This window comes from Streptomyces sp. YKOK-I1 (assembly GCF_054660435.1).
On sequence record NZ_BAAGDR010000001.1, the window covers coordinates 1,296,485 to 1,309,578 of the forward strand.

The 13,094-nt window shown below is 71.9% G+C and carries 1 protein-coding gene; it reads right to left on the reverse strand.

Translation table 11 applies throughout. The features are described 5' to 3' along the window. Positions 1-41: 41 nt before the first annotated feature. Positions 42-12,704: a type I polyketide synthase gene (locus ACYQ8Q_RS05265; protein ID WP_460062361.1), complete on the reverse strand. Its 12,663-nt coding sequence runs from the start codon at positions 12,702-12,704 to the stop codon at positions 42-44. Between the last annotated feature and the right edge of the window lie 390 nt (positions 12,705-13,094).

The window sequence follows — 13,094 nt, forward strand, 5'->3', positions numbered from 1 at the left end:
GGACGGGGCGACCAGGGGGAGTACGCCGCCCCGCCGGCGGTCTAGTTGAGGCCGAGTTCCTTGTCGATCAGATCGAACATCTCGTCGTCCGAGACGGCCTCGAGCAGTGTGTCGTCGGGGTCCCCGCCGACCGGCGTCTCCGTCGCACCGTCCGACAGACGCCACAGCAGCGCTTGCAGCCGGGTGGTGATCCTGGTGCGGGAGACGTCATCGCCGGGGTCGAGCACGGCGACGGCCGCCTCCAACGCGTCGAGCGGTGAGAGATCCCCCGCGTCCGTCCCCGACGTCTGCGGGGCGAGTTCGGACAGCAGCCGTTCGCCGAGGGCGGCCGGGGTGGGATGGTCGAAGACCAGGGTGGCGGGCAGGCCGAGACCTGTGGCCTCCTTCAGCCGGTTGCGCAGCTCCACCGCGGTCAGGGAGTCGAACCCCAGGTCACGGAACGCATGCCCGGGGCCGATGGCACCGGTCCCGTCATGGCCGAGAACCGCCGCGACCTGTGTCCGCACGAGTTGGAGTACGGTCCGTTCCCGCTCGGCCCGGCTCACGCCGGCCAGCCGGTCGGCGAACGACCGCGCCGGACCGGGCAAGGCCCCGGCGTCTGCCTCGGCCGCCCGGTCGGCGACCTGCGCGGCGTCGAGGAGCCGGGCCTCCGGGATCTCGTCGAAGAGGCGCCGTCGGCGGGCTGCCGAGTAGGTCGACGCGAACCGTTCCCAGATCACGTCGGCGACGACCAGGACGGTCTCGTCGTGGGCGAGGGCCTGCTGTACGGCGCCCACGGCCACCTCGGGGTCCATCATGGGTACGCCGTAGCGGCGCAGCCGGTCGCCCTCGGCCGCGTGCACCATGCCGCCGCCGGCCCAGGCGCCCCACGCGAGGGAGGTGGCCGTCCGGCCTCGGCCGCGGCGCCACTCGGCGAACGCGTCGAGGTAGGCGTTGGCCGCCGCGTAACCGGAGTGGCCTCCGTCGCCCCAGATGCCCGCGCCCGACGAGAACAGGACGAAGGCCTCCAGCGGACGGTCGCCGAGCAGCGCGTCGAGGTGCAGGGCGCCCGCGATCTTCGCGCGCATCACCTCGTGCAGGGCGTCGAGGTCCGTGTCCCCGATCGCGACGGCCGGCGGCTCGGCGCCCGCCGCGTGCACCACGGCGGTGACCGGTGCGTCCTCCGGCACTCCCGACAGCAACTCGGCCAGGTCCTCCCGGTCGGTGATGTCGCAGGCGGCGATGGTGACACGGGCGCCGAGCGCGGTGAGTTCCCGCTCCAGTCCGTCCGCGCCGGGAGCGTCCGGCCCGCGGCGGCTGACGAGCAGCAGATGCCCGGCACCGGTGGCGGCCAGCCGTCGGGCCAGGTGTGCGCCGAGGGCTCCGGTGCCGCCGGTGATGAGCGTGGTCCCGGTGAAGCCGACGGTGCGCCGCTCGCCCGCCTCGGTGTCGACCGGCTTGCGGACCATGCGGCGTACGTACAGACCGTCCTCGCGCACGGCGAACTGGTCCTCGTCCTCGTCGCCCGCGAGAGCGGTGAGGAACCGGTCCCGGGCGCGGGCGCCGAGTCCCACGACGACGTCACCGGGCGCGTGCTCCTCGCCAGGAGGTGCGGGGAGGTCGATGAGGCCGCCCCAGCGGCGGGGATGGTCGAGCCCGTAGACCCGGCCGAGACCCCAGACGGCCGCCTGCTCGGGCAGCGGAGAGGCGGCCTGCGGCGCGGCGGGGCCGAGCACGCCCACCGCCCCCCGGGTAACCGTCCACAGCGGTACGTCGGCCTTCGTGTCCGCGAGGGCCTGCATGAGCAGGAAGGTGGACGTGACGGCCTCGGGCACGCCGGAGGGGCACGGCTCCGCGGAGGGGCGGTCACCCCGAGGCGCCAGGGGAAGCAGATTGAGTACGCCGCCGATGAGCGGGTTCCGTTCGAAGGCCTCGTGGAGACGGTCCGCCAGAACTGCCCGGTCGGCCCGCGTCACGTCGAGGGCGACCGTGACGACGTCGTCGACCTCCCCGTGCCCGCGCAGCCCCTCCACCAGTTCCTGAGCGGTGTCCTCGGCGGTGGCGTCGTCGCCGGGCAGCACGACCAGCCAGTGCGATGCCAACGGGCCGGGCCCAGCCACCGATGCACCGGCCGGCCGCCATGTCACCGCGTACCGCCAGGAGTCCAGCGCGGCGCTCTCCCGCCTGCGTCGGCGCCACTCCGCCAGAACGGGCAGCACCGGTTCCACCGTGTCGAGCGTGTCGCGCCGTTCCGGCGCCAGGTCGAGGGTGTCGACGAGGGCTTCCAGGTCCTCGCGTTCGACCGCCTCCCAGAAACGGGCGTCCACCTCGTCGACGGAGTGGCTGCCGGGGGCGGGTTCGGGGGTCTCGAGCCAGTAGCGCCGGTGCTGGAAGGCGTACGTCGGCAGCGCCACCGTCCGGGCATCCTGCCCTGCCAGAACAGCCGTCCAGTCCACCGGGATCCCCCGTACCCAGGCCTCGGCCAGCGAGGTCAGGACACGATGAGCATCACCCTTGTCACGGCGCAGAGTTCCCACCACGACCGCGTCCGGCGCCGCCTCCTGCACCGCCATCCCCAGCACCGGATGCGAACTCACCTCCACGAACGCCCCGTACCCCTGCTCCACCAGACCCTGAACGGCATCCGCGAAACACACCCGCCGACGCAGGTTGCGGTACCAGTAACCTCCGTCGAGGCGGGCGGTGTCGACGACCTCCGCCTCCGTCGTGGAGAAGAACGGCACCTCACCCGAACGGGGCTCGACGGCCGCCAGCACCCGCGCCAGCTCGTCCTCGATGGCTTCCACGTGCCAGGTGTGGGAGGCGTAATCCACCGGAACACGACGGGCCCGGATCTCCTCCGCCCCGCAATGCGCCATCAGCTCGTCCAGCGCGTCCGCGTCCCCGGCCACGACCACCGAAGCCGGACCGTTCACCGCCGCCACATCGACCCGCCCCGACCACGACGTCAGCAACTCCTCCACCTCGGCAAGCGGAAGAGGGACAGAGACCATGCCGCCGCGCCCGGCGATCGCACGGATCGCCCGCGAACGCAACGCCACCACCCGCGCCCCGTCCTCCAACGACAGACCACCCGCCACCACCGCAGCCGCGATCTCCCCCTGCGAATGACCCACCACCACCGACGGCACCACACCACACGCAGCCCACACCGCCGCCAACGACACCATCACCGCCCACGACACCGGCTGCACCACATCCACATCCACCAACTCACCCCCACCCCGCACCACCTCACTCAACGACCACCCCACAAAAGGAGCCAACGCCCGCTCACACGCCTCCATCGACGCCGCGAACACCGGCGAAACACCCCACAACTCCCGCCCCATCCCCACCCACTGCGCCCCCTGACCCGGAAACACGAACACCACCCGATCACCACCACCCACCACCGCACCCCGCACCACGCCGGAGCCGACCACCCCACCCGCAGCCAACACATGCAGCCCGCCGACGAGTTCAGCGGACTCACCACCCAGGACCACAGCCCGGTTCTCAAACGCCGTACGCGTGGCGGCCAGTGACCACGCCACATCCACCTGCCGCGCCTCACCCACGACCGACGCCAGACGACCGGCCTGACCCGCCAGTCCCTCCCCACCACGACCCGACACCACCCACGGCACCACACCACCACCCACGAACACCGGTGCCACATCCACATGGCCGGAGCCGGCCTCCGACAGAACCGGAGCCTCCTCCACCACCACATGCGCGTTCGTCCCACTGATCCCGAACGACGACACACCGGCACGACGAGGACGCCCCTCGCCCGACGGCCACTCCACCGCCTCCGTGAGCAACGACACCGCCCCCGCCGACCAGTCGACATGCGAGGAGGGCGCGTCGACGTGCAGGGTGCCGGGCACGAGGCCGTGCCGCATGGCGAGCACCATCTTCATCACGCCCGCCATACCGGAGGCGGTCTGGGTGTGGCCGATGTTCGACTTGAGCGAACCGATGAACAGCGGCCGGTCGGCGGGCCGGTCCTGACCGTACGTCGCCAGCAGGGCCTGCGCCTCGATCGGATCGCCCAGCCGCGTGCCCGTGCCGTGCGCCTCGACGACATCCACCTCGGGGGCGGTGAGGCGGGCATCCGTGAGGGCTGCACGGATCACTCGTTGCTGCGCGGGACCGTTGGGCGCGGTCAGGCCGTTGCTCGCCCCGTCCTGGTTGATCGCCGAACCTCGCACCACGGCCAGCACCGGATGACCGTTGCGACGGGCGTCCGAGAGCCGCTCCAGCAGGATCACCCCCACGCCCTCGGCGAGGGAGAAGCCGTCGGCGGCTTCGGCGAAGGGCTTGCACCGGCCGTCGGGGGCGAGGCCCCGCTGCCGGCTGAAGCCGACGAACGGCGCCGGATCGGCCATGACCATCGCGGCACCCGCCAGCGCCATCGAGCACTCGCCGGACCGCAGGGCCCGTACCCCGAGATGCAGCGCGACCAGCGACGACGAGCACGCGGTGTCCACGGTCACCGCAGGTCCCTCCAGACCGAGGACGTAGGAGACGCGGCCCGATGCGACGGCGGTCGAGGCGCCGGTGACGAGATAGCCCTCGGTGCCGTCGGCGCCGCGGCCGAGCAGGGTGCCGTAGTTCTGGTCCGTGAGGCCCGTGAAGACGCCGGTGCTGCTGCCGCGCAGGGTCCTCGGGTCGATGCCGGCCTGCTCGAAGGCCTCCCACGACGTCTCCAGGAGCAGTCGCTGCTGCGGGTCCATGGCCGCCGCCTCGCGCGGCGAGATCCCGAAGAAGGCCGCGTCGAACTCCCCGGCGTCGTGAAGGAACCCTCCCTGCCGGACGTAGCTGGTGCCGTTCCGGTCGGGGTCGGGGTCGTAGAGCCGGGTCGTGTCCCATCCCCGGTCCGTGGGGAAGCCGGTGATCACGTCCTCGCCGTCGACGACGACGCGCCAGAGGTCGTCGGGGGACGCGATGCCGCCCGGATAGCGGCATCCCATGCCGACGACGGCGATGAGGTCGTCGTCGGGGAGAGGCGTATGGGACGCGGCCACGGAGGCGAGCGACTCCGAGTCCTGCCGCGGTACGGCGTGGTCCCCGACGGCGAGAAGGCGGAGGTGGGAGGCGAGGGCGAGCGGAGTGGGGTGGTCGAAGACGACGGTCGTCGGGATCCTCAGACCCGTACGGGAGATGAGGCGGTTGCGCAGTTCGACGGCGCTGACCGAGTCGAAGCCCAGCTCTTTGAAGGCGTAGGCGGCGTCGACGGCGTCCGCCGAGTCATGACCGAGCACGGCGGCCGCCTCGGACCGGACGAGGTCCTGTACGAAGCGGTCGTGGTCGACGGCGGGCAGCGCTCCGAGCCGCTGCGCCAGGGTCGAGGCCGCCGGGTCCGTGCCGTGTCCGTCCCGTTGCCCGGCACGGGTCCCCTCGCCGTCGGCGGTCTCGTCCTTCGGTGCCAGTGCGGCGATGAGCGGGGCGGGTCGGGCGGCGCTGAAGACGGGGACGAAACGGCCCCAGTCGACGTCGGCGACGGCCACGACCGTGTCACCGTGGTCGAGCGCTTCCTGCAGGGCCACCATCGCGGGTTCCGCGGCGATGACGGGGATGCCTCGGCGGCGCAGCGGATCGCGCATGTCCTCGGCGATCATGCCGCCACCGTCCCAGGGCCCCCAGGCCACCGAGAGCGCCGGGAGCCCACGGGTGCGGCGTACCTGCTCGGCGAGGGCGTCCAGACAGGCGTTGGCGGCGGCGTAGGCCGCGTGGTCGGCGACGCCCCAGACGCCGGAGATCGAGGAGAAGAAGATCAGCGCGTCGGTCTCGGCCGGGTCCAGGGCCTCGGTGAGGTGCCGTGCCCCGGCGACCTTGCCGGCGGCGACCTCGGCGAACTCCGCCAGGCTGAGGTCGGCTAGCGTTCCGAGGGTGCCGACACCGGCGGCGTGCACCACCGTACGAACCGTACGTCCGTCGGCGCGCAGGGAGCTCAGCAGCTCCCCCAGCGCGGCGCTGTCGGCCACATCACAGGCCGCGACGGTCAACCGGGCTCCCAGATCTGCGAGTTCGGCCTCCAACTCCGTCAGGGCCGTGTCGTCGGACCGGTCTCGTCGGCCGACCAGTACCACGTCCTCGGCACCGCCACGCGCCAGCCACCGGGCGACATGCGCACCGAGCGCACCGGTCCCGCCGGTCACGAGGGCCGTACCGCGGGGCGTCCAGTGCCGCCGCCCGGCTCCCGGGTTCCCGCTTGCCGAAAGCGAGGCCGGAACCAGTCGCCGTACGAAGGTGCCGTGGGCGCGCAGCGCCACCTGGTCCTCGGCGCTGTCGCCACGTGAGGCCAGGACGGCGCACAGGGCACCGGTTTCCCGACCGTCGAGCCGCTCGGGAAGGTCGACCAATCCGCCCCAGCGTTCCGGGCATTCGAGGGCCGCGACCCTGCCCAGCCCCCATACGGCCGCCTGTGCCGGCCGGGCGACCGGTTCCTGGTCCCCGACGGCCACGGCGCCTTGCGTGACACACCACAAGGGCGCGCCCACCCCGGCCCGGCCGAGCGCCTGGAGGAGGGAGACGGTGAGTGCGGCCCCGGTGGACAGCACAGGGTGATCGGGCAACGGGTCCTCGTCCAGCCCGAGCAACGACAGCACACCGCTGAACGGCACCGCCAGGTCGGCCGACGCCTCATCGAGCGCGGACGTCAGGGCCTCGGACTCCGCATGTCGCGCGGTGAGTTCGAGGAGACGCACCTCGGCGCCGTGGGCGGCCAGACCGTCGGACAGGGCGGTGACGAGTGCGGTGTCGGGGTGTCCCTGCGGGACGACGAGCAGCCAGACACCGCTCAGACCCGCCGACCGTATGTCCCGGCCGACCGGCTGCCACGCCACCTTGTACCGCCAGCCGTCCACCGCCGACCGCACCGCCTGCTCGCGGCGCCACCCCGACAACACGGGAAGCACACCCGCCAGCGCCCCACTGTCCGACACACGCAACGTCCCGGCGAGGGCCTCCAGGTCCTCGCGTTCGACCGCCTCCCAGAAACGGGCGTCCAACTCGTCGACGGAGTGGCTGCCGAGGGCGGGGTCGGGGGTCTCGAGCCAGTAGCGCCGGTGCTGGAAGGCGTACGTCGGCAGCGCCACCGTCCGGGCCCCATGGCCGGCCAGGACCGCTGTCCAGTCCACCGGGATCCCCCGCACCCAGGCCTCGGCCAGCGAGGTCAGGACACGATGAGCATCACCCTTGTCACGACGCAGAGTTCCCACCACGACCGCGTCCGGCGCCGCCTCCTGCACCGCCATCCCCAGCACCGGATGCGAACTCACCTCCACGAACGCCCCGTACCCCTGCTCCACCAGACCCTGGACGGCCTCCGCGAAACGCACCCGCCGACGCAGGTTGCGGTACCAGTAACCCCCGTCCAGGCGGGCGGTGTCGACGAACTCCGCCTCCGTCGTCGAAAAGAACGGCACCTGACCGGTTCGCGGTTCGACCGCCGCCAGCACCCGCGCCAGCTCCTCCTCGATCGCCTCCACGTGCCAGGTGTGGGAGGCGTAATCCACCGGAACACGACGAGCCCTTACGTCACCGCTCTCGCAGTACGCCATCAACTCATCCAGCGCGTCCGCGTCCCCGGCCACGACCACCGAAGCCGGACCGTTCACCGCCGCCACATCAACCCGCCCCGACCACGACCTCAGCAACTCCTCCACCTCGGCAAGCGGAAGAGGAACCGACACCATGCCCCCACGCCCCGCAATCGCACGGATCGCCCGCGACCGCAACGCCACCACCCGCGCCCCGTCCTCCAACGACAGACCACCCGCCACCACCGCAGCCGCGATCTCCCCCTGCGAATGACCCACCACCACCGACGGCACCACACCACACGCAGCCCACACCGCAGCCAACGACACCATCACCGCCCACGACACCGGCTGCACCACATCCACATCCACCAACTCACCCCCACCCCGCACCACCTCACTCAACGACCACCCCACAAAAGGAGCCAACGCCCGCTCACACGCCTCCATCGACGCCGCGAACACCGGCGAGACACCCCACAACTCCCGCCCCATCCCCACCCACTGCGCACCCTGACCCGGAAACACGAACACCACGTCACCAGCGGCACGAGCGGTCCGCCCGCGGACCACGGACGACGGGCTCGCACCGTCGTCCGCCATGAGCCCCTTGACCGCGAGGATCAGATCGTCCGGTTCAGCGCCCAGGACCACAGCCCGGTTCTCAAACGCCGTACGCGTAGCGGCCAGTGACCACCCCACATCCACCGGCCGCACCTCGTCACCGGCAGACTCCACGAACGACGCCAGACGACCGGCCTGGCCCGCCAGCCCTTCCCCACCACGACCCGACACCACCCACGGCACCACACCACCACCCACGAACACCGGTGCCACATCCGCATGGCCGGAGCCGGCCTCCGACAGAACCGGAGCCTCCTCCAGCACCACATGCGCGTTCGTCCCACTGATCCCGAACGACGACACACCGGCACGACGAGGACGCCCCTCGCCCGACGGCCACTCCACCGCCTCCGTGAGCAACGACACCGCCCCCGCCGACCAGTCGACATGCGGAGTCGGCTCGTCGACGTGCAGCGTCCGCGGAAGGACCCCGTTCCGCATGGCGAGGACCATCTTCATCACACCGACCACGCCGGCGGCAGCCTGGGTGTGACCGATGTTGGACTTCAACGAACCCAGCCAGAGCGGTCGTTCCGGGTCCCTGCCCTGGCCGTAGGTCGCCAGGAGCGCCTGTGCCTCGATCGGGTCGCCGAGCATGGTCCCCGTGCCGTGCGCCTCCACCGCGTCCACGTCAGCCGCCGACAGCCCGGCCTTGCCGAGGGCCGCCCGGATCACCCGCTCCTGCGCGGGACCGTTGGGCGCCGTCAGACCATTGCTCGCCCCGTCCTGGTTCACCGCCGAACCACGCACCACCGCCAACACCGGATGACCGTTGCGACGAGCATCCGACAGCCGCTCCAGCAACAACACCCCCACACCCTCACCCCAGCCGGTACCGTCCGCCCCTGCCGCGAACGGCTTGCACCGACCGTCCGGCGCAAGCCCCCGCTGCCGACTGAACTCCACGAAGATGCCGGGCTCGGCCATCACCGTCGCACCCCCGGCGAGCGCGAACGAGCACTCGCCGGCACGCAGCGCCTGGACCGCCAGATGCAGGGCCACCAGCGACGACGAACACGCGGTGTCCACGGTCACCGCCTGTCCGCGTAGCCCGAGGACATAGGCGATCCGCCCGCTGGCCACGCTGGAGGACGTGCCGGTGAGGAGATAGCCGTCGACGGAATCGGGGGCGCGGTGCAGTCCGGGACCGTACTCCTGCTGCATGATTCCCACGAACACTCCGCCGTCGCGCTCCCGGAGCGTCTCCGGGTCGATCCCGGCCCGCTCCAGCGCCTCCCACGAGGCTTCCAGCAGCAACCGCTGCTGCGGATCCATGGCGACGGCCTCGCGCGGCGAGATGCCGAAGAAGCCGGGGTCGAAGTCACCGGCCCCGTACAGGAACGAACCCGAGCGCGCGTACGTCGTCCCGTGCTGCTCCGGGTCGGGGTCGTACAGGTGGCCCAGGTCCCACCCACGGTCGGTGGGAAAGCCGGAGACGGTGTCGCCACCGGCGGAGAGGAGTTCCCACAGCTCTTCCGGTGTGCGGATGCCACCGGGCAGACGGCAGCCCATGGCCACGATGGCGATGGGCTCGTCCTCAGTGGCGGGCGTCGGGTTCACGGAGGCCTCGAGGGCCGGGGCGCTGCCGCCGTCGAGCAGCCCGCGCAGGTGAAGGGCCAGTGCCTGCGGGGTGGGGTGATCGAACAGAACGGAGGCCGGCAGGGAGAGCCCTGTGTCCCCCACCAGCCGGTTCCGTAGTTCGACCGAGGTCGCGGAATCGAAGCCCAGCGCCTTGAAGGTAAGGGTCGAGTCGACGTCACCTGCTGCGGTATGCCCCAGAACGGCGGCGGCATGGGCCCGGACCCGCTGCACCCAGTCGTTGCGCCGCTCCGGCACCGGAACGACGTCGGCTTCGAGCGCAAGACCACGGGTTGCGCCGCCATCGAACCAATGGCGCCGTCGTTGGAAGGCATACGTCGGCAGCGCCACCGTCCGCGCATCCTGGCCCGCCAGAACAGCCGTCCAGTCCACCGGGATACCCCGCACCCAGGCCTCGGCCAGCGAGGTCAGGACACGATGAGCATCACCCTTGTCACGGCGCAGAGTTCCCACCACGACCGCGTCCGGCGCCGCCTCCTGCACCGCCATCCCCAGCACCGGATGCGAACTCACCTCCACGAACGCCCCATACCCCTGCTCCACCAGACCCTGAACGGCATCCGCGAAACACACCCGCCGACGCAGATTCCGGTACCAGTACCCCCCGTCCAGACGGGCCGTGTCGACGACCTCCGCCTCCGTCGTCGAAAAGAACGGCACCTGACCGGTTCGCGGTTCGACCGCCGCCAGCACCCGCGCCAGCTCCTCCTCGATCGCCTCCACATGCCAGGTGTGGGAGGCGTAATCCACCGGAACACGACGAGCCCGGATCTCCTCCGCCCCGCAATGCGCCATCAACTCGTCCAGCGCGTCCGCGTCCCCGGCCACGACCACCGAAGCCGGACCGTTCACCGCCGCCACATCGACCCGCCCCGACCACGACGTCAGCAACTCCTCCACCTCGGCAAGCGGAAGAGGGACAGAGACCATGCCGCCGCGCCCGGCGATCGCACGGATCGCCCGCGAACGCAACGCCACCACCCGCGCCCCGTCCTCCAACGACAGACCACCCGCCACCACCGCAGCCGCGATCTCCCCCTGCGAATGACCCACCACCACCGACGGCACCACACCACACGCAGCCCACACCGCCGCCAACGACACCATCACCGCCCACGACACCGGCTGCACCACATCCACATCCACCAACTCACCCCCACCCCGCACCACCTCACTCAACGACCACCCCACAAAAGGAGCCAACGCCCGCTCACACGCCTCCATCGACGCCGCGAACACCGGCGAAACACCCCACAACTCCCGCCCCATCCCCACCCACTGCGCCCCCTGACCCGGAAACACGAACACCACCCGATCACCACCACCCACCACCGCACCCCGCACCACGCCGGAGCCGACCACCCCACCCGCAGCCAACACATGCAGCCCGCCGACGAGTTCAGCGGACTCACCACCCAGGACCACAGCCCGGTTCTCAAACGCCGTACGCGTGGCGGCCAGTGACCACGCCACATCCACCTGCCGCGCCTCACCCACGACCGACGCCAGACGACCGGCCTGACCCGCCAGTCCCTCCCCACCACGACCCGACACCACCCACGGCACCACACCACCACCCACGAACACCGGTGCCACATCCACATGGCCGGAGCCGGCCTCCGACAGAACCGGAGCCTCCTCCACCACCACATGCGCGTTCGTTCCGCCCATGCCGAAGGCGCTCACCCCGGCGATGAGGGGCGCGGCGGGGCGTGGCCAGGGGCTGCTGGTGTTCTGGACGCGGAGACGGAGGGCGTCGAGAGGGATGTCGGGGTGAGGTGTCAGGTAGTTGAGGCTGGGCGGAAGTTCTCGGTGCTGGAGCGCCAGGACCGTCTTGACGAGGCCGGCGATTCCGGCCGCGCCCTCGAGGTGGCCCACGTTGGTCTTGAGGGAGCCCACGCGCAGGGGCTCGTCGGAGGGCCTTCCCTCGCCCAGGGCCGCGCCGAGGGCGGCCGCCTCGACCGGGTCGCCGACCGGTGTCCCGGTTCCGTGGAGTTCGACGTACTGGATGTCGTGGGGGGCCGTCCCGGCGTTGCGCAGGGCCCGGCGGATCACGTCTTCCTGGGCGCGCGGGTCGGGAGCGGTGAGCGTGTCACCACCGCCGTCGTTGTTGACGGCGCTGCCACGGATGACGGCGCGGACGGGGTCGCCGTCGGCGAGGGCCCGGTCGAGCGGCTTCAGGAGGACGAGGCCGCCGCCCTCGCCGCGCACGAACCCGTTGGCGCGGGCGTCGAAGGTGTAGCAACGGCCGTCGGGCGAGAGCGCGCCGAAGCGGTGGGGGTAGAGGCTGCTCTCCGGGGCGAGGTGCAGGTTCACGCCACCCGCGAGGGCGATGTCGCTGTCGCCGCTGCGCAGGCTTTCGCAGGCGAGGTGGACGGCTACGAGCGAGGACGACTGCGCCGAGTCGAGGGTGAGGCTGGGGCCGCGCAGGCCGAGCAGGTAGGAGAGCCTGTTGGCGACGAGGGCGCGGTGCGTGCCGGTGAAGGACTGGTGGGTGACCGCCTCCGGTCCGAGCGCGTGGAGCAGGGTGGCGTAGTCGTCGTGGGCGGCACCGATGAACACGCCCGCGCTGGTGGAGCGGAGGCGTTCGGGCAGGATGCGGGCGTCCTCCAGGGCTTCCCAGGCGAGTTCGAGCACGAGACGCTGCTGGGGGTCCATGGCGTCCGCCTCGCGTGGCGAGACACCGAAGAAGCCGGCGTCGAAGCGGTCGACCTCGTCGAGGAGTCCGCCCCAGCGGGGTACGCCGCCCTCGGACCCGTCCTCTGCCGAGGCCGCGGCGGACCGGGGGCGGTCGGCGGGAGCCGGGCGCACGGCGCTGTCACCGTCGCGCAGGAGGCGCCACAAGCCGTCGGGGTCGGGCGCTCCGGGCAGGCGGCAGGCCAGGCCGACGACGGCGATGGCCCGCTGGGGGGCGGCGTTGAGCCCGTACCGTGTGCGTTCTGACTCGCTCATTCCACTCCACCAGCTTGTTGGCCCAGCCCGTGTGGACCGCAGACGTCGGGTACGGCGTACGGCGCACGGCGTAGTCGGCGGCCCGCACCGGCCCGCCAGGGGTCGGGCAGCGGATCGCGGACCGCCGGGCTACTCACGCTAGGGGCGCATGGACTAGGGCGGCCCCTAGATTCATGGCGGGTGGCGGGGTGCGGGGGCCGCCCCGGGGCGGTGTGTTTCGGGAAACGCCCAGACATGGCCCGGGGCCCGGTGCCGGGTGTTGCGCTCGTCCCGGTTCTCCCGTCTGAATGATCTGAATGAGGCGACACCGCCCCCGGGGGTGCGGCGGTGATGTGTCCGGGTCTGGGGTCGGCGTGCGCGACGGCGCTTCGGCCGGTCCGGAGGAGACGG